Below are 19,219 nucleotides of genomic sequence, written 5' to 3' on the forward strand. Positions count from 1 at the left end.
AGGCACGTGATAATCCAGCCATTGTTTCCCTTGCTCAGCGACACTCAGGCCCAGGCGAGGCACAATGGAAAATCCCTGTTTCTTAGTGGCCGAACATGGTACGTCGTGTCGTCGAGAAGAGAGAACCTCTACGTAGGGTTGCCCATGATAGGGGGTATCATATGAGACGGTAAGGCGTGTAGTGAAGGCAACAAGAAGAAGATGAGAAAAAGGCCACCAGGTGGTTTTTGTTTTGAGGGAACAATATGAACAGCGCACAAATTGAGCAATACCTCAGCTTTCTGGGTAAAAAGCTTGCGGAGATGCGGGTAAAAACATCTATCATTCTTCTGGGAGGTGCGCTCATGGTTACTCAGATAGGCAGACTGATGGCAATTTAGGGGCTTATTGGTTACTTGCTACGCTCTCACGTTGAAAAGTATCTTCTGAGGTAGACTTTATCCAAATGTTTCAGATGAATTGTGCTGATCAAGCAGCAAAAGCGAGTGTATCCACAAAGCGGTCGAAAAGGGCTCGTGGAATTTGAATGGTGTCGGCATCTGTGGACGACACCGAAAAAAAGGCGGAGGGCCAGAGATGCTGACGAACGAAAGCCAGCGTATCAGAAAAGGTCGGCAAGGTTTTGCAGTACCAAGCGGCCTGGCGCACAGGAAACGCTTGAGCATCCAGCAATTGCTGCGCAAAAATGGTGACAAGCGAAAACAGGCCCAACAATGCAGGAGTGGTACGCAGAATCGCCAGATCCGACCATTGGCGTTGCGTCTCGACGCCCAGATGCGCACGCACCTCATGAAAGGTGACTTCGACTGTCCAGCGCAAGACAAACCACTCCACGATCTGAGCCGCCTGAGCGTGGAGATCGGTGCACAGCAAGGCTGTCGGCTCGTATTGGCCAGCAAGGTCACGAATGAGCACCCAACGAATCGCAACAGGGGGAACGGGAGATTGATACCACAGAGCCGTGCCAGTCGCAATCTCCATCTCACGCGTTGTGCCTCCATACCAGGAGAGGGTATGTTTCTCCCACTGCGTCGCGGGATCTTTCAGACGCTGAGCCAACTTGGGTTGCGCGGGGCCTTTGAGCGCTGTGCGACCGCGTTTGCCAGCTTCACGTGCAGGAGCCGGATCATACAAACAGGCATCCAAGCGCAAGCGCGTGATGGCGCTCACCCCAGGCAAGCGGCTGACTTTCAGCAAGAAATCCAGCACGGCATAGGTTCCATCAGCGATGATGACCAGGCTTCGACCAGGGAGCCAGCGAACGACTTGCAGGATCATCTGCCAGGCCCAATCGGTGATGGTTTTGTGCCGCATGTGGCGCTCCTCATGATAGCGCTCCGAAGGAGCCAGAACGCTCAAAAAAGGCAAGGCCCACACCCGCTGTGCCCACGGGATAGAGGTCAGCAGCATCATCGAGATCCAGTGCAAACCATTGGTTTTCACAAAGAACTCCTTGCTACTACGAACGGGATCACGATAGACCCCTCGTGCAGCAATCTTACGGCCTCTTCGGCGTTCTATCGTTTCATCGGCCCAGGATGACTGGCTCGTTTCCTGCAACAAACAGACACACCAACAACACCAGCAGGCGCCGACTCAGTTCTCGCGAAGACCAGATGGCGCGATTAAGGACGCGGTGATAGTTCTGGAACTGCTTTTCGTCCGAGCATCCCATCACTCTCAGGATTGCTGCAACGGTTCTCTCTCCGGGGGCCAGAATGGCCCCGATCAAGAGCACTTTGGCCCATTCCCATACGCGCTCGCTGAAAGCCTCTTCAAAATGGCGCAAGACGTGTATAATCCTTGTAGGCAGTGTCAGCATCTCTTCTTTTTCCTTGGTAAGAATTTTAAGGGAAGCTTACTCTGCCTTTCGTTTTTTGTCTATCGATTGGATAAAGTCTACCTGAGAAGCCCAGCCTTTTCATCGGGAGTGGTGCGCCTCCGGCGCATGATATTTCTTCTGAGGGCGTATAAAACCTCATCGGGAGTGGTGCGTTTACAACGCATGACGTTTCTAATTTGTGTAAGATCCACTCTACACGCTTATTACCAGTCAGCTGCCCAAGCACTGGGCCAGGTTGTTTCTTAGTCGAGAAAAGTCCTGGCCAGGATGTCGAGAATCGGGCAACCGCTCCGACCAAGGAGTGAGCGCCCATCCTGGGCGCCGTAGTAAAAGGAGTTCGAAAGGAGTTCGAAATGAAGTACATGATCATGATGTTTGGGGGTCTGGGCGCCACGCTGGAGAGACGGACACCTGAGTGGATTACGAGCATGCACGAGTTCATGCTGAAGCTGGATGGGGAGCTGAAGGAGTCCGGCGAGGTGGTGGCTTCACACGGCCTCGTTGACACGAGCCAGGCGAAGACAGTCCGTTTCCAGAACGGTGTCCCAGTGCCGACCGACGGGCCGTTCGCCGAGGTCAAGGAATCGCTGGCCGGCTACTGGATCGTCGACGTGAGCGAGGGACGGGCGATCGAGATCGCGTCCCAGGTTGTCGCCTTCATCGAGTACCCCATGGAAGTTCGGCGGATCATGGACGAGTCGTCGGCGCCGGAACTGTGAACGCGGAACACCGGATCGAGGACCTGCTGCGTGAACTCGCGCCGCAGGTCCTCGGCATGCTGGTGCGCCGGCACGGGCAGTTCGCCGCATGCGAGGACGCCGTGCAGGAGGCGCTGCTCGCGGCGGCGCTACAGTGGCCGACCGAGGGAGTTCCGGACTGGCCGAGGTCCTGGCTGCTGACCGTGGCCAACCGGTCGCTGGTCGACGAGTGGCGCAGCGAGAGCGCGCGGCGCCGCCGTGAAGAGACCATGACGACGCTCGTGCCGGTCGCCGATCCCCAGGGCGTCGGCCACCAGCCCATCGACCATGACGACACGCTCGTGCTGCTCTTCCTGTGCTGCCATCCCGCGCTGTCGCCCTCATCGCAGCTCGCGCTCACGCTACGGGCCGTCGGCGGCCTGACGACCACTGAGATCGCGGCCGCGTTCCTGGTCCCCGAGGCCACGATGGCACAGCGCATCAGCCGGGCCAAGCAGCGCATCAGGAACGCCGGGGCCCGGTTCGAGCTACCCTCCGAGCTAGCTGAGCGGCTCGACGTGGTCCTGCATGTGCTCTACCTCGTCTTCAACGAAGGGTATACAACCAGCTCGGGGCCGGCGCTGCACCGGACCGACCTGACCGCCGAGGCCATCCGGCTCACCCGTCTGCTGCATCGCCTGCTGCCGAGCGAGGGCGAGGTCGCCGGGCTGCTCGCGCTGATGCTGCTAACCGACGCACGCCGGGCGGCCAGGACCAACGCCGGGTCGATCGTGCCGCTCGCCGAGCAACGTCGGGAGCACTGGGACGCCGCCGAGATCGCTGAAGGCGTAGCACTGGTCACCAGGACCCTGGGCACCGTCCCAATCGGTCCTTACCAGCTGCAGGCAGCGATCGCCGCGGTGCACGACGAGGCCCCAACCGCCGAGGAGACGGACTGGCCGCAGATTCTCGCGCTGTACGAGGTGCTCAGCCAGGTGGCACCGGGACCGATGGTCACGCTTAGCCACGCGGTCGCCCTGGCCATGGTGCACGGCCCTAAGGCCGGGCTTGCTCTACTCGGCACGCTCGACGCGGACGACCGGATGGCGCACACGCATCGCCTCGAGTCCGTGCGTGCACACCTGCTCGAACGTGCGGGTGACACGGTCGCAGCGCGCGAGTCCTACCTGCGGGCGGCGAGGATGACCGCAAGCGTGCCCGAGCAGCGCTACCTCGCGATTCGCGCGGCCCGGCTGCACCATCTCACGCCGCCCGCCGACCCGGCGGGTTGACCCAGCCGTCACACTACAGCCGCACTTTGGAACTGAGCAAGAAAGATCTTGGGAAGAGGCTTCTTTGCCTCTTCCCAAAGCATGCCAATTTACAAGGCATAGAAACATCAATTCCCATGATTCAGATCAAATTCCCACCCTTCAGTGCAAAATCGGGTCTTGCTCACTTTCGGTGGTTCGATGAACGTAGAGTTATGACCGCACGGCAAGAAATCGCTCTAGAAGCCACGAAAGCTTTTCACTCTTATCCGCTGATGGGCTTAAACACCGAAAGTGAGCAAGGCCCGCAATTTCCACCTTCTTCTTGCTCTTTCCTTTGGGCACGCTTAAGATTGTGTGTAAGTGTCAGCCTTTAGCCGTGGGGAGTCGTCACGTTTCTCTGCTTGATGGCTCTGAATAAGCGTGACCTGCTTCAGGCCGCTCTGCGCACGGGCGATTAAATTTTGGTCCCCTTCGGGAACCCGGTTGAACATCTCCTGAAAGAAAGCTGCTGCCGCCTCGAACTGCTGTTGCTTCAAACGCAGCTTACCGAGATGGAAGAGAACCATGCAGAGCAGTTGAGGCCGTTCATGCCGGCGTACCAGAATCAGTGCTTCTTGATAGTAGGTATCCGCCTCGGTGTATGCCCCGCGTTTTTCTGCGAGCCAGCCGAGACTGGTGAGCGAACGATATGTCAATTCGTATGCATGCATACGTCGTGCTAGTTCCAGTGCCTCTTGCGTAGCAGCTTCCGCCTCGGCATAGTTTCCCTGTCTACCAGATAGCCATCCCTGGCCTATCCGCAGCAAACAGAGGCAGAATCTGTGCTGAAGCTGATGGGCAATGGTTGTCCCTTCCTGGTAAAAAGCCTCTGCCTGAGCATAGTTGCCCAGAGCCGTTGCCAGCCATCCCTGACCTATAAGGACACGACAGAGGGCCTGCTGATCGTTAATCTGACGAGCTCGGGGAAGTGCTTCCTGATAGTAGGTATCCGCCAGTGTGTAATCTTGCTGATCATAGGCAGCCCATCCGAGCCAGGTGAGCAGGTCTACGATCGGTTTACGATGTCCCAATAGGCGAGCAATAGTCAGCCCTTCCTCGGCATAGGCTTTCGCCTGCGCTGGATGGCCTCGCATGATGGCCAGAAAACTGAGAGAGGAGAGCAAACGGCAAAGATGCACTTGATCACCGTGTTCACTTGCCAGAGCAAGGCCGTCTCGGAGATATTCTTCTGCCTGCGCGTTTGCACCCAGAATACTGGCGATTTCACCTAAGAAACTGGAAATGGTGACGATGTAAGATGGATCTCTCAAAGGCTTGGCAACAGAATACGCCTGTTGGAGGTATTCTCTGGCTACAGTGTGTAAGCCTCGCGCTTGCAAAAAGGGAGCAAATGCGCACACACCTCGGATGGCCTCCTGGTGTTGCTCCAGTTGATAGGATGCGTCGAACGCGGCCAAGAGATTGTTGACTTCTAGGTCCAACTGTTCGTAATCGTTCTGGTAGGTTTCTACATAGTTCACGCTCACCAAGATCCATCGCTTGTAAACGTCTTTGTAGGCATCCGTCCCTGTAAGAGACTGTTTTGCGTAGTCAGCGATGGTTTGATGCAACATATAACGATCTGACCAGCTACACTCCAATAAGCCCGCATCGCAGAGTTCATCAAGCACATGCGTGCCCTCTCCTGTCACGGCCAACGCCAATGCTTCTGAAAAGCTGTTGGGCTTTGCAGGGAAGACAGAGAGTGCCCGTAAGGCGAAGCGCGCTTGCTCACTGACCAGCCGCTCACTGACCTCAATGGTAGCATGCAGCGAAAGGGGGGTCCCTGGAGAGAGGCTAGGAGAGCGTTCCAGCAACGAAGCAGGGACACTGAGCAGTAGCCGTTGTTGTGCATCTTGTAACTGAGTGATAGCCATGTGCAAGCGGCGTGGCTGTCTGGTGCAAGCCTGAGATCCCAGGTATTTCCCTATGAGCGTCAACGCAAGTGGTAAAGCACCAACTGAACGGACAAGTGCGTAAGCACTTTCGGTTTCCTGCGTCGTAATCTCCGGGGCAAAGCGAGCAAGCAAAGCAAACCCATCGGTTTCCTCAAGTTGGGGGACTTCTACAACTCCCGGACCAGAAAAGGTAACGGCAATGTGTGGAAGGCGAGTTGTAACGAGGTGCGCGCAGTTGGGTCCCCCGATCTGGAATGCCAGAGCTTCCTCGGCTTTCCAGGCATCATCGATAACAATCAACATGCAACGAGTTCCAATGGCGGCATGCACCGCCATCCCCCACGATTCCCAATTGCTGACATTTTCAACATGTGTCAGAGAAATACCCAGAAGAGTTGCCCAATGGGAAAGTAAGCTCAGTACATTCGGCTCTGTCCCCAGGCCCACCCAGAGAATGCCATCATGGAACCGATGTTGTATCTCCGGATCAGCAGCCAGCGCGGCAGCCAGGGCTGTTTTGCCAATTCCTGGCAATCCATATAATGCCCAGTTCTTGTGTGCCAAGAGTTGTTGCTTAAGCTCTGTTAACAAGACATCTCGTCCGATTAGAGCACTTTCTCCTGCCGGAGCCGCAAGAATCGCTGGATCGTAAAGACTGGGTATCGGTTGAACGAACTCTGATGAAGATGGCAGAGAGGAAGGGGAAGAAGCCCTATCCATTGACTCCAGATTTTTCTCCGGTAACAGGCCTAGTTCCTCGGTATTCTTGCCAAAAAGAGCACACAGTTTTTCGCGATAATAAGGATAGGGCACTCCCTGACCATGCTCCCAGCGATGGACGGTTCTGGACGTCGTTCCGATTGCCTTGGCTACCTTCGCCTGGGACCATCCACGCAGTTCTCGCTCATATTTCAATGGATGGACTTTCATATCGACAATGCTCCTTGTTCCTCCACTGACCGAAGGTTGTTTCACTTACTTTAACCATCATTGTTAGCTCTGCACTTCAATTTCTGTTCCCATAGGATAAATAAATCCTCTTCTATGAAGAGGTTCATCGATGCAATAGGGAAAGATGTCTGAAGATATCTGCTAGTTGACAATGACTTGACATTGTAATCTGCCCTGGACTGCTGGCATAATTTCACTATAGCATTGCAAGCGAAAGAAGGAATGCTCAGCTTTCCTGAGGCACTTTTATGCTTGCTGTTTCTGGCTACAAGCGAGAAAATACCAGCACGCCAGACTTTCGTTGGCATATTTGCAAAATGAACAAGAGGAACCAGAAAGCGACGTCGTGCGGCTCTAGATAGTAAGGAGAAAAGGAGGAACGCTCGGTAGCCACCGGAGCGAAAGTATGAGCTATGTGGAATAGTAATCTGTTTTCGCGAGAAGAGCATCCAACCACTCAAACAATTTTGGTAGTTGAGGACAATTCTTGCATCGGGATGCTCCTCGTAGAAGTGATTCATGAAGAAACGCCCTATAAAGCCATTCTTGTCACTGATGGAAAACAGGCGCTGCAACTCACCAGGAGTCTCACACCGGATCTTTTTCTGCTTGACTATCACCTTCCGTTTATGAGCGGATTGGAGCTCTATGACTCTCTTCATGCTATGAAGAAGTTTTCAGAGACTCCTGCTCTCTTTATGAGCGCAAATATTCCGATACGGGAACTTGAAAAACGTCACGTGTGTTTCATAAACAAGCCATTCGAGCTCGATGATATGATCAACACCATAGAGGGGCTTCTATCCAGAGCAGTGGTTGCTGTCACGGTCTGAAAGCTCCCCGCGCGAAAGCGGCGGGGGTTCCAGGTGTTTGTTCCACGCTTCCAGTCCTTCCCACCGAAGCCGGAATGCTGGCTCTTGTGGTGGTTCCCCTGAACGTTCGGGCAGACGCGCTCCGGCATGAAGTAGGCCGCCAGCGCGATGCTGACTCACGTCAGTCCGTTTCCAACGGTCGGGTAAGGAGACGATGTTACCATCGTCCCCTCGCCGAGTAGCCGGGAGGCGTTACCGCCTCCAAGCCCTCTAAGAACGACACGTGCAAGTTTCCCTGCATGCCGCTCAAGCCTTTCTAACGCCCCGTGAGGGACGCAGTTTCGAGACGGTTCACCCTTGACGATGAAGCCGCTCATGACATTCTGGGTGGAGAAGGACACGATTCCCTGCCTGATCTCTGCCGCCGTGACTTTTCCACTCAATATGATGGCTGTGCCATCCTGTGAGCTTCGTAATCTTGCGGCTACAAAGAGGGCAGAGGCCGCCTTGGGGTTCTCTCGGAAATAACTTGCATCATGCCGAGGAGGATGTGATATCCTTCTCGGCATGATGCAAGTAGATCGAAGAGACAAATATCAGCAGATGCATGCGCTCTTGAACGAGAAGCAATGGAGACAGTATCTGGCCCTGGAAGCCAAAGAGCGAGGATCAGTGGCGCAAGTCGCGCAAGAAGCACAGGTGTCCCAAAATACGATCCGGCGAGGGATCAGAGAAGTGGAAGCAGGAGAGGGCTATACCCTAGGGCAGAGGCAGCGAGCAGAAGGGGGCGGACGAAAAAAAGAAAGCGAGAAAGATCCCACGCTGCTCTCGGATTTGGAAGGACTCCTGGAGCCCAAAGGCGATCCGATGAGTCTGCTCAAATGGACCTGTAAGAGTGTGGCGCATCTGAAAGGAGCGTTGCACGCGATGGGGCATACCATCGCGGATACGGCGCTGCGCGATGTGCTCCTCTCACTTGGCTACCGGCTTGTAGCCAATAAGAAGAACCTTGAAGGCAGCTCACACCAAGATCGTGATGCCCAATTTGCCCAGATCAAACAGAAGTGCGACCAATTTGAGGCGTGTGGTGATCCGATCATTTCCGTCGACTGCAAGAAAAAAGAACTCATAGGCACCTTCAAGAACAACGGGCGGGAATGGCAGGCAAAAGAAGAAGAGACGAACGTCAATGTGTACGACTTTCTTTCGCTCGCCGATGGCAAAGCTATTCCGTACGGCATTTATGATCTGGTTCATAACCGAGGCTTCGTCAACGTAGGGATCGATCATGACACGGCAGCGTTTGCCGTGGAAAGTATCAGGAGATGGTGGCAGCAGTCCGGCAAAGCGCTCTATCCCGAGAAGCGCAACCTGCTCATTACCGCCGATGGGGGCGGTTCCAACGGGGTCAGAAATCGGCTGTGGAAGAAGAAGCTCCAGGAGCTCGCCAATGAAGAGCAGATCGCAATTACGGTAGCGCATTATCCGCCTGCCACCAGCAAATGGAACAAGATCGAGCATCGGCTTTTTTCTTTTATCTCGATCAATTGGCGTGCGAAACCCCTCACGTCTCTGGAAGTCGTGCTTGAGCTCATCTCTCACACCACGACCACTGAAGGCTTAACGGTGACCGCTGTCAAAGATAGCCAGACCTATCCCACCGGTCTGAAAGTCACTGACGAGGAACTTGCTGCTCTCAACCTCTTCAGCGATGCCTTTCATGGAGAGTGGAACTATACCATCAAGCCTCAAGCGAGATAATCATCTTGGTACATCAGCCCAAGGCTCGTCCATTTTTTGGCTCAAAGGTGAGTCATTCTGTGAAGGTTCTCGCCACCCGCTTCCCGTCTGAAGCGGCTCTTCCAACCTTTGGAGGCATCGCGTCGTTTTTGACCTTTCCAGTTTTCCCTCGCGCAAAGAGAATGGACTGGTACATTCTCCCCTCAGGCTCGGGAGAAACGGAACGATTGAAAGGAATTCTTGTGATGAACGAACCCATCACGACACTCGACACGCGATACAGCGAACCGGACGGAGTGGTCACGTCGTGGGAGCAGACGCGTCGCGTACTCGAAACCGCCGAGCTCTTTTGGCTCTCGACGGTGCGGACCGATGGTCGCCCTCATGTCACACCCGTCGTTGCTGTCTGGCACGATGGAACTATCCACTTCAGCTCTGCCGACACTGAGCAGAAGGCCATCAACCTGCGGGGGAACCCGCACGTGATTTTGACGACTGGCTGCAACCGTTGGGAGGAAGGACTCGACGTGGTAGTCGAGGGCGAGGCTGTCCGGATCACCGATCATGACAGGCTCGAACAACTCGCCAGGGTGTGGGCCACCAGGTGGGACGGACGATGGCAATATCTCGTACGCGACGGTTCCTTTTACCACCACGATGAGCACGAGGTCCTCCCAGATTCGATTCTCGTCTTCTCGGTCAAGCTCACCAAGGTCTTCGCGTTCGCTAAGGGCCACTTCAGCCATACTCGTCACCAGTTCTAACTTCTCGCGTCGCGTCGCCACGCGACAAGCATTGGCCGCGTTCTGTCTCAACCGATGGAGCGCGGTTGTGTTCGAACCTTCACAAAATAACTCGCCCTTGGGCCAAAATATGGACGAACCTTGGGCTGATGTACCATCATCTTATTTCCGTGTGGCTCCTTAGCACTTATTACCACTAATTTAACATATGATTACGGCACTCATAAATGTAAATGCCATAAATAAGCCAATATCGTCATTCATTGAAGATGTAGGCGATAATGTACCTTTTCTCTCTTACAAAAAAGAATGGAATAGAAAATGATCATCTTAAGGAGAACCAATGGCCAGGAACCAATTTAAAATGAGCGAGTTTTGACGAGCCATCATTATGTTTGATCTGAACACAACTACCTACAAAATTGCCTGGGTCACTGTCTTGTAAAGTTTGCGGATGAGGGAACAACACATGTTTCGATGACTGAGTGAACAGAGACGTTTTTGATCTTTATGCTGAGAGGTTAGAAAAGGGCAAGCCTCAGTTACGTCATCCTTTTCGGCAGACTGAATTGGAATGGCCCCAGCGCTTTCCCAACGACGCGACGTACACTCGCAAGCTGAACAAACAGCGATGCAGAAGAATTAGCACATGTGATCGTTCAGGTGCTCCTCAAAGCGCAAGCCAGGGAGACGAGCACGAACGGACTCGCAAGCGGCTGAGACGTTGAGCCAGGCGGCCGTTGATATACCTCTCCGCTGATGGTCCCTTGGGACGAGATCTTCTCGACACTTCAGGTGCTGACGCAATATATTCTGATTGAAGAAATCACATTGTTATCAATTTTCATCGGGGGGATAAAAATGTTTGCGGATACCATCACAGTGCTCAAAGCCTATCACGAAGCGGGACACGCTGTCGTAGGACACGCGCTTGGACGGTGCATCGAATCTGTCGCGCTCCTGAGTGGAGAAGACGGATATGGAGGCTATTGCCGTTTTAGTGCCTACATTGAAGACGCAAATGGACATCCAGAGTGGAATGAGAAAAGCGCCAATCCTGATCTTATCACGATCTACTACGCTGGTATGCTGTCCACCGCCTCTTATTGCTCTCTCTATCTCGCATTGGATGAAGAGGATGATAGCGTCAGATATCCTGAGGGAAGCGAACGAGATGATTTGGAACGAATTAAAAGAATACTTTCCCAGATGGATATCGACCAGCAGCAACGCGAGGCTATAACAGATACGTGCTGGGCACAGGCACAAACAATCCTTTCAGACTACTCCATGGCTGTCGATAAAGTGGCTGCTATGCTCGTAAAACGAGGGTTGCTCACAGGGCATGCTGCTCATCGACTGATTTGGCAAGCGGTTGGGTATCCTGATCATGATTGGCGGTTTGTGGCTTTAGGTATCAAAAAGAAGTAGATCTATTTACTCTGTACACTGGGGCATCGAGTACGACAGCAGCACCTGCATGGTCAAGGAGCAGAACTGGCAGCGACCCCTCCTGGAAGAAGGCTTTTCGGATGCGCTGCCGATATCGCCCATGCTCATTTTGTCGATTTGCCCAAAAGCTTCTCATTGCCGGAGAACTGGCGAGACCTCATACGCCGCGACATGATGGCAAAGACCTTTCATCTGATAGGACGAACGGGAGCGATAGGCCTTGAGGAGACCTGCGCATGCTAGCCCAATGCCTGTTGTGTCATCGCCAGCATCGAATATGATCCCGCGCCGTCTTCGATAGACGAGACGCTTTCTCTTTTGCACGCTCCATATGGCTCAACGCTTACGACTGATTTTTCTGTCTTCTCAAGACCTCGCCAATCAAGCAGAGGTACGTCATGTTAATGAAGAGAGTCTTTCTCCGTGAGAATAAAAACAACGCTACATGTTAAGCATAGAAACGCATTTATACCTGCGCAACATCTTCTAACGCAGCCGCCTCAATTTCGGCAAAAATGTCTATATCTGTCCTGCGTTGCCACTCAGGCAAGTCCTCCCAGTCTGCAACGTAGCCAGGCTTTGGATTGCCCAAAAGGCGATACATCTGCACGGTCCAGGCCTCTGCGATGAAGCGCCCTCCCTGTTCAGGTGCCAGGCGCGTTGCTGGCTCGTGTTGTAGTCCAGAAAGAATCAGTGCACGTGCTTTGTTATAAACTGCACTTGCTGCTTCCTGCTCCCAGCCGGGCATCTCCTCCCAGGGAGAAATATAGCCGGGCTTCGGCGTGCCTGGATAATACCTTTGTACCCCCTCAATCCAAGCCTGACGGAACCGGCGACCGTGCTGCTCTTTTACGTTCTCCATAGGGAACTCCTCTCTCATTTTATACTAACAGCTGAATTTGCGTGCTAAAATCCTTCACACTGCTACTCCTTACGAAGGGAGAGAGCTGCATCTGCAACTGAGATAGGCTCTTCTTGAGCATGCCAGATGAGCCCAGCTGCGCAATCTGTATCACTTCGCTACCCAGCGCACATGCCCGCTCGATCTCTCCATGCATAGCGGCGGCCAGTGCCAGGTCTGATAACACCATTCCCCTGCGCCTGGTGGGTGCGGGATGGAGCAGAAGGGCCTCTTGGAGCGCTGGCTCTGCCAGATCAGCCTGCCCAAGTTTCACAAGACATGTACCACGCTCCTCCAGGATACGCTCCCCGTCAAATCGTAACCAGGTGCCATTCATGCCGCGCTTTACATCACGTACGCCCTCGGCCAAGTCAAGGGCCTGGCGGCAATCGTCCAACGCCCCTAGCCCCGCATGAGCTTCGGCTGAGACCATCGCCACCCAGTATTTGGTGACAAGTGTGCCATCACCACGCTTTGCAATCTGCCCCGCGACCTGGAGCAAGGGAAGGGCCTCTTGGAAGTGTCGATCATAGATTGGGAGAAAGGCATGTCGTACCAGAGCACAGGCCCAGAGATCGTAGGCGTTTGCCTCTCTGGCAGCATTGGCCGCAAAGGTATAGCACTGAGCAGCATCCATATACAGGCTGGCATCAAAGAAGATCTCCCCACAGAGTTGAGCCAGATCGCTCGCCAGAATGCACAGATGCTGCCGTTGAGAAGCACTCTGTACATCGCGCAATGCCTGGGCCAGAGCATTCAGATGGGAGAGCACATCATTGAGAATAGCGCTCTTTTGTGCGGCAGCACGGTAGGCTTGCCAGTAGTGCTGATTTACTTCTTCGAGATACTGAAGCGATTTCGCATCAAGATGAGCCGGATGCGCCAATGTATTTCCTACCTGCTCCCAATCCACAGAGAACAGAAGAGCGCTTCCAGCAAGGCTAAGGACACGTAACAACTCACGACGTCTCATATCATCCACTCCAGAGAGAAGGACCTGATCACTGGCGGAGGCGCGCTTTTGAGAGCGCCATGAGGGCAAGAGACCCAGCTCCTCGGGCGATCGCTTGAAATACTGACACAACAGCTTACGCGATCCTGGATAAAGGGCCTTGCCCTGTTCCGCGCGTAGAATCGTCCTGGCCGAAACTCCCGAGTTCGCAGCCAGGTCATCAATCGACATATTCAGGCTATCTCGCAACCGGCGAAGCGGATGCTCCCCGTTTGTATCCATTCCTCTTCTGGCCCTTCAGCTCAAACACATTGCTACAACAAGTGTACTCGGATATTCTCACGCTGTCGATGCCTTTTCCCTTAGCTAGAATAGTATTACACAACATTGGCACCAAACTGTCACCATACAGTCAGTACACTAGCACCATTTTATCTCGCTTTCACACTCAATACAATTTACACTTTTATTAGGATGTTTACCTGCTGCGAAAGTGGGTAGCCATTCAAGCAGCATTGCGCATTTCCAACCGAATACAAGGCAAGCAAAGAGAGGTAGCTTCATCTTCTATTGCAATAAGTTTGAGAATACTCTCCTTAATCAGAGTCTACATTGCCAGTTTTAGATCCATCAGCGCTCATCCATACATCATCTTGCTCAGGTTTTTGAATGAAGCGACCACTGACTCCAGTTGAGTCAGTGGTCGCTTCATTCAAAAACCTGGCATGTAAAGGTTTATGTAGCAGCAAATTAGGCACTTATCATTCTGACAAAAGATAACAGTACAAAATTGTTTAAGAGAAGAATCGTTCAGCCGACCTTCTCTCCATGTTTACTTGTCTTCTTGCAAGTCTTCAGGCTTATACTCTTCTAGTTCTTGCTCTAATTTATCTACATCAGAAGATTTGTAATATACACGCACGCCACGCCGGTATCTTCTAATGCGACCATTAGTAGTGTAGCGCTCAAGAGTACGCCTTGAAATTTTCAGACGAGCACATGCCTCTTCAATGGTTAAAAAATTTTCATCTTCCACAATCAATGCCTCATAAGAACAAATTTGATGCTTGAATAATAACATTGCTATTAAAGCTTGTCAACGATTGACAAACACTGTCGCACATATTATACTTTGTCGTAACGTGACAAACTTAGTCGTACGTTAACGGTCAAGCATTAGTAAACCCAATTAAAACTGTCCATTCGAGGGGGTGATAACAAAATAAAAAGGACTGACTTTCGTCTGGAACACGAAAGCCAGTCAGTGAGAACACACAAAAACCTTACAAGTCCCGGAGTTCTCTGTGCTCAGCATAGCGCATAGAGGCTCCCCAGTCAAGAAAGAGATGAAGTGCATGTCACAAAGAGCCTCAATGGAATTACACCCCGGCTATCTCGCTGATGGGCCAGTCACTATCTCGAACGTTGCCTTCTTTCGCGGCGTCCAGGCGGGATACCAGGCGTATCAAAACGAGCAAACTCCTCTCAGCGAGCATGATCTCTACGAACACCTGGTTCATCGCCTGCTCGCCTTTCCTGCTTCGACCTATGAGAATACAGGCTGGGTCATTGGATGGGTGAAAGGCTTGCTTGAAGCGTTTCAACAACCTCCCTCTGCTTCACCTGGCAGGCGCACTGAGGAGCTGGCTCCTTACGGAGATAACGTTCTTCCTGTGATCCCTAATGACAACCAACTTCACAGCATCACCTACCCGTTTTGTTGTGACCCCTCATGCCCATGTCACGAGGACCAGAGCAACATTGCTCAAGTCGCTCAGTACGTCAACGAGGGGCTTCTGACCTCACAAGAAGCAAGTGATCATGTAGCAGGAAAGCATTTCTAGCTGACAGCAAGCCCCTCTTGTTGCGTGCAAGCAACAAGAGGGGCCACAGGAGAAACGCATGAAGCAGAACAGAACGGGCATCATCTCCCACCTCTATGGGAAAGCACAGCCACAAGACGCCTCACATCAGTGCGTCGGGACCTCGTTTAGTCTTCACCCAGAAGATACGCCCAAGCTGACAGACGAGACGAAACCCGCAGGTATTGATACCATCCTTCTCTGTGCTGATCCAGCCTTTCACAATGGGGTGAAATCGGGAAGATGTGAGTTTCTCGCCCTGGCTTTTGCCAAGCGCGAGATCGTTGCCCAGGATGTAGAGAACGCTTTGCTATGGGCGATGTACGATACCTTGCGCCCGGCCCTTTGGCGCTATGGCTATGTGTGTGGCTGGAACGAAGCGTTCTACCAATACGCGATGCGCAAGTTACAGGCGCAAGACGCCACTCCCAAGCCGGCACGCGACGAGAGGGGGAAAATATAATGCGCCCTTCTCGCTATCGCCCAATGTTGGAAACCGACCAGCAGCCCACACGCACAAACCGCGTGACCAGAGCACCGAGAGAGGAAAGAGACACCCAGGACCAGATCGATGAAGATGCCTTGTATGAGACACACACTCATACCAGTGTGGTACGCCAAGGCACCTACCATCCAGCCAGGACAGACGCGCAGGCTACGCGCCGGGTCAGTGTGTATGTCCACGACCAACCCAGGCAGCAGAGGCAGCACCAGCAGCTACCCCTCTTGCCCGTTGGCACTCCCAGGCCATTTCATATTCCCCGTTGGCCTGCCTATGTAGGACTGGCAGGCGTGCTGATGGTTGGGGGATGGCTTGGAATTGGAATCGTCAGTCAGGAGTGGCAAGCGTGGCAAGACGACCTGCACTATGGACGTCCCCGCACCTACCAGGTTGACGCCGTGGTCGGCCATAACCACGACACGAGCGCGACCCCATCCCACTTCATTGTGCTCAATCTCCACGGCCAGATTTCTGTCATTGAACTGCCAGCAGGCGACCCAAGCAAGACACACGCCTACAAGACAGGCATAGCGTTGTTAGGAAGTAGCCAAGACCTGACTCCTGCACAAGTGACATTCAAAGACCTGGACGGAGACGGCAAGCCTGACATGATCGTCACGGTCGGAGAGCAGCGTATCGTCTACAAGAACGAAAACGGTGTGTTTAGCCCGACACCTATGAAGGAGGGAAGAGAGTGATTGCCACGCCAGCATACCCCATCCAAACCAAGCAGCCACAGCAGCCCCAGGAAAGCGACCCCAGGGGAACACGGCGAACCATGCGTATGTTGACAGAACGCGTCAACGACCTTCTGGGCGTCACCTTTAGCGGAGAGGATGAATACGTCGTTGTCTCCTGTAGAGAGACCATCACACCTACCTCTTCAGACATGATGGAGGACGATACAACAATGAGCAATAGACAGTGTTCCAATCCCTCAGGCGGGAGCTTTCCTCTTCAGACGTTACGGCGGCGAGGACCACGGCAAACTAGGCAGTTCCAATCCCTCAGGCGGGAGCTTTCCTCTTCAGACCCCGTCATCTTCTTGCGTGTAGTATCGCGTTGCCTTGTTCCAATCCCTCAGGCGGGAGCTTTCCTCTTCAGACGGCGCGCATCCCAGACCCGCGTTGCAAACTTATCAAGGTTCCAATCCCTCAGGCGGGAGCTTTCCTCTTCAGACGATACCGATCAATATTTCCGTAGAGTTCTCCATCTTGTTCCAATCCCTCAGGCGGGAGCTTTCCTCTTCAGACTCCAAAGTATCACGTTCAATGTATGCAACTCAACATGTTCCAATCCCTCAGGCGGGAGCTTTCCTCTTCAGACGATACCGATCAATATTTCCGTAGAGTTCTCCATCTTGTTCCAATCCCTCAGGCGGGAGCTTTCCTCTTCAGACTCCAAAGTATCACGTTCAATGTATGCAACTCAACATGTTCCAATCCCTCAGGCGGGAGCTTTCCTCTTCAGACTTGATTTTTTCGTTGTGCTTCTGTTTTGCAGCTTCATGTTCCAATCCCTCAGGCGGGAGCTTACCTCTTCAGACTTAGAACGCTATCGCCAGATGGAAGTACCGGAAGGTATCTTTAGTTCCAATCCCTCTGGCGGGAGCTTACCTCTTCAGACGAGATTCGCAAACGGCAAGGAGAGTGAACAGTATGGTTCCAATCCCTCTGGCGGGAGCTTACCTCTTCAGACGCCGCGCGCGCGTCATTGAACACCGCAATGTGATAAGTTCCAATCCCTCAGGCGGGAGCTTACCTCTTCAGACTTCGACACTCATCTATCTACCTCTACCACCGCCACGTTCCAATCCCTCTGGCGGGTGCTTACCTCTTCAGACTAAGTTGTGGGTCGATCCCACTAAATCGCACCTTCCTGTTCCAATCCCTCTGGCGGGTGCTTACCTCTTCAGACTACAATCCCTACACCTCTTCCTATCGAGAAGACATCGTTCCAATCCCTCTGGCGGGTGCTTACCTCTTCAGACTACAATCCCTACACCTCTTCCTATCGAGAAGACATCGTTCCAATCCCTCTGGCGGGAGCTTACCTCTTCAGACTTTGAGCAGGCTGAAGAGGCTGTCAAGAAGCTATGTTCCAATCCCTCAGGCGGGAGCTTACCTCTTCAGACGATCGAAGTCAATGTAGGAGGGAAGAATTATAGCGGTTCCAATCCCTCAGGCGGGAGCTTACCTCTTCAGACGGGTATTTGATCAGGTCCTCAGACAAAATAGGAACGGTTCCAATCCCTCTGGCGGGAGCTTACCTCTTCAGACTGATGAGATAGTAGAGCGTGCAGGCACCTTCTACTTGTTCCAATCCCTCAGGCGGGAGCTTACCTCTTCAGACGCTTCGAGCGCGTGCAGAAGGCGGAAGCAGTACGTGTTCCAATCCCTCAGGCGGGAGCTTACCTCTTCAGACTGGGATAGGCTCAATTGGTCGTGCATTCTTCAGCACGTTCCAATCCCTCAGGCGGGAGCTTACCTCTTCAGACTCTCCCACCCTCTCGCACACAACCTGCGTGTTGCTGTTCCAATCCCTCAGGCGGGAGCTTACCTCTTCAGACAGCAATTGCGGGCGCTACTTGCTGACTACTCAGCCAGGGTTCCAATCCCTCAGGCGGGAGCTTACCTCTTCAGACTCTCTTCTCATAAAACCCGATTACTTCAAAGAACGAGTTCCAATCCCTCAGGCGGGAGCTTACCTCTTCAGACCTTGCCCTCTTTCTCGATCTGCGCCGGGGTGGGCGGGTTCCAATCCCTCAGGCGGGAGCTTACCTCTTCAGACTTGGATAGAAGGTGAGAATTGGAAGGATATGGCATGTTCCAATCCCTCAGGCGGGAGCTTTCCTCTTCAGACGCTATTCTTCTCTGCCTTGCGTTCTTGGAGAGAAACGTTCCAATCCCTCAGGCGGGAGCTTTCCTCTTCAGACTCCGCCCTCTCCTACACCGGACGTAAAAAGCACCGGTTCCAATCCCTCAGGCGGGAGCTTTCCTCTTCAGACGGGAGAACCAGGGGGAGTATCGGGGAGAGACTAAACGGTTCCAATCCCTCAGGCGGGAGCTTACCTCTTCAGACGTGACGGCCTATAAGCACTGGCTGATGGCCGAGGGCCGGTTCCAATCCCTCAGGCGGGAGCTTACCTCTTCAGACCCTCTTACTAGAGCAGCAGCAGTATTACTAGTAATAGTTCCAATCCCTCAGGCGGGAGCTTACCTCTTCAGACTTCCTGGTACGTGCTGGCGCATTGATCGTGATATTGTTCCAATCCCTCAGGCGGGAGCTTTCCTCTTCAGACATTCTGGCCTATGATCCCCAGCACCACTATGATCAGCGTTCCAATCCCTCAGGCGGGAGCTTTCCTCTTCAGACGTAGTGATTCTGGCCGCCACCGAGATAGGTAGCCGTGTTCCAATCCCTCAGGCGGGAGCTTTCCTCTTCAGACGCCGGCAAGGATGAGGATGAGCGGGCCAACTTCAAAGTTCCAATCCCTCAGGCGGGAGCTTTCCTCTTCAGACGCCATGCTTAGTTGCGTTCGAGACACCAGTGCTCGTGTTCCAATCCCTCAGG

At 53.4% G+C, this 19,219-nt stretch carries 14 protein-coding genes, 1 pseudogene and 1 CRISPR repeat array (1 of these 16 cut by a window edge); of the genes and pseudogenes, 9 read left to right on the forward strand and 6 right to left on the reverse strand.

All coding sequences use genetic code 11. The features are described from left to right. Window positions 1-468: 468 nt before the first annotated feature. Window positions 469-1,822 (reverse strand): annotated as a pseudogene (locus KRAC_RS11230) (IS701 family transposase). A 374-nt stretch (window positions 1,823-2,196) separates the two neighbouring features. Here KRAC_RS11230 and KRAC_RS11235 point away from each other — a divergent pair. Together KRAC_RS11235 and KRAC_RS11240 are read left to right on the forward strand one after the other, a co-directional pair. Then, entirely contained in the window at window positions 2,197-2,562 is a 366-nt protein-coding gene (locus tag KRAC_RS11235; RefSeq protein ID WP_007907003.1) for a YciI family protein, read from the forward strand. A 56-nt stretch (window positions 2,563-2,618) separates the two neighbouring features. Continuing rightward, complete coding sequence (locus KRAC_RS11240) at window positions 2,619-3,812, forward strand: RNA polymerase sigma factor (RefSeq protein WP_052568301.1); 1,194 nt, start codon at window positions 2,619-2,621, stop codon at window positions 3,810-3,812. Window positions 3,813-4,138: 326 nt separating this feature from the next. Here KRAC_RS11240 and KRAC_RS11245 read toward each other — a convergent pair whose 3' ends face one another. After that, window positions 4,139-6,661, reverse strand: coding sequence for a helix-turn-helix domain-containing protein (locus KRAC_RS11245; protein WP_007907006.1), 2,523 nt, complete (start codon window positions 6,659-6,661; stop codon window positions 4,139-4,141). A 434-nt stretch (window positions 6,662-7,095) separates the two neighbouring features. Here KRAC_RS11245 and KRAC_RS11250 point away from each other — a divergent pair, with 434 nt between their 5' ends. After that, a complete protein-coding gene (locus tag KRAC_RS11250; protein WP_007907008.1) occupies window positions 7,096-7,515 on the forward strand; it encodes a response regulator in 420 nt (139 codons plus the stop codon). A gap of 330 nt (window positions 7,516-7,845) precedes the next feature. On the opposite strand, the gene KRAC_RS75805 is transcribed toward KRAC_RS11250, so the two are convergent. Then, the gene (locus KRAC_RS75805) at window positions 7,846-7,971 is read right to left on the reverse strand and encodes an HNH endonuclease (protein ID WP_083814694.1); all 126 of its coding nucleotides are present in this window, start codon (window positions 7,969-7,971) and stop codon (window positions 7,846-7,848) included. A 90-nt stretch (window positions 7,972-8,061) separates the two neighbouring features. Between KRAC_RS75805 and KRAC_RS11255 the strand changes: the two genes are divergently transcribed. The 3 genes from KRAC_RS11255 to KRAC_RS11265 all read left to right on the forward strand — a co-directional run bounded on the left by KRAC_RS11255 (window position 8,062) and on the right by KRAC_RS11265 (window position 11,408). Further along, window positions 8,062-9,255, forward strand: coding sequence for an ISAzo13 family transposase (locus tag KRAC_RS11255; protein WP_083814594.1), 1,194 nt, complete (start codon window positions 8,062-8,064; stop codon window positions 9,253-9,255). Window positions 9,256-9,479: 224 nt separating this feature from the next. Next, a complete protein-coding gene (locus tag KRAC_RS11260; protein ID WP_007907013.1) occupies window positions 9,480-9,998 on the forward strand; it encodes a pyridoxamine 5'-phosphate oxidase family protein in 519 nt (172 codons plus the stop codon). A gap of 840 nt (window positions 9,999-10,838) precedes the next feature. After that, window positions 10,839-11,408: a hypothetical protein gene (locus KRAC_RS11265; protein ID WP_157506658.1), complete on the forward strand. Its 570-nt coding sequence runs from the start codon at window positions 10,839-10,841 to the stop codon at window positions 11,406-11,408. Between the two features lie 487 nt (window positions 11,409-11,895). On the opposite strand, the gene KRAC_RS11270 is transcribed toward KRAC_RS11265, so the two are convergent. The 3 genes from KRAC_RS11270 to KRAC_RS65735 form a co-directional block, all read right to left on the reverse strand. Then, a complete protein-coding gene (locus KRAC_RS11270) occupies window positions 11,896-12,291 on the reverse strand; it encodes a hypothetical protein (protein ID WP_007907016.1) in 396 nt (131 codons plus the stop codon). 19 nt (window positions 12,292-12,310) lie between these two features. After that, the gene (locus KRAC_RS11275) at window positions 12,311-13,564 is read right to left on the reverse strand and encodes a helix-turn-helix domain-containing protein (RefSeq protein WP_007907017.1); all 1,254 of its coding nucleotides are present in this window, start codon (window positions 13,562-13,564) and stop codon (window positions 12,311-12,313) included. Window positions 13,565-14,114: 550 nt separating this feature from the next. Next, window positions 14,115-14,318 (reverse strand): helix-turn-helix domain-containing protein, encoded by a 204-nt coding sequence (locus KRAC_RS65735; RefSeq protein WP_007907018.1) that lies wholly within the window; start codon window positions 14,316-14,318, stop codon window positions 14,115-14,117. A 319-nt stretch (window positions 14,319-14,637) separates the two neighbouring features. Between KRAC_RS65735 and KRAC_RS11280 the strand changes: the two genes are divergently transcribed. The 3 genes from KRAC_RS11280 to KRAC_RS61295 are packed head-to-tail and all read left to right on the forward strand — an operon-like array spanning window position 14,638 to window position 16,344. Continuing rightward, a complete protein-coding gene (locus tag KRAC_RS11280) occupies window positions 14,638-15,126 on the forward strand; it encodes a hypothetical protein (protein WP_244422017.1) in 489 nt (162 codons plus the stop codon). A gap of 58 nt (window positions 15,127-15,184) precedes the next feature. After that, the gene (locus KRAC_RS11285; RefSeq protein WP_007907020.1) at window positions 15,185-15,607 is read left to right on the forward strand and encodes a hypothetical protein; all 423 of its coding nucleotides are present in this window, start codon (window positions 15,185-15,187) and stop codon (window positions 15,605-15,607) included. Continuing rightward, window positions 15,607-16,344, forward strand: coding sequence for a VCBS repeat-containing protein (locus KRAC_RS61295; protein ID WP_007907021.1), 738 nt, complete (start codon window positions 15,607-15,609; stop codon window positions 16,342-16,344). Before KRAC_RS11285 ends, KRAC_RS61295 begins: the two co-directional genes overlap by 1 nt. 228 nt (window positions 16,345-16,572) lie before the next feature. Then, window positions 16,573-19,219: a CRISPR direct-repeat array (repeat unit 37 nt; unit sequence GTTCCAATCCCTCAGGCGGGAGCTTACCTCTTCAGAC) (it continues 3,237 nt past the right edge of the window).

The sequence above is a fragment of the Ktedonobacter racemifer DSM 44963 genome (genome assembly GCF_000178855.1).
GTDB classification, from domain to species: domain Bacteria; phylum Chloroflexota; class Ktedonobacteria; order Ktedonobacterales; family Ktedonobacteraceae; genus Ktedonobacter; species Ktedonobacter racemifer.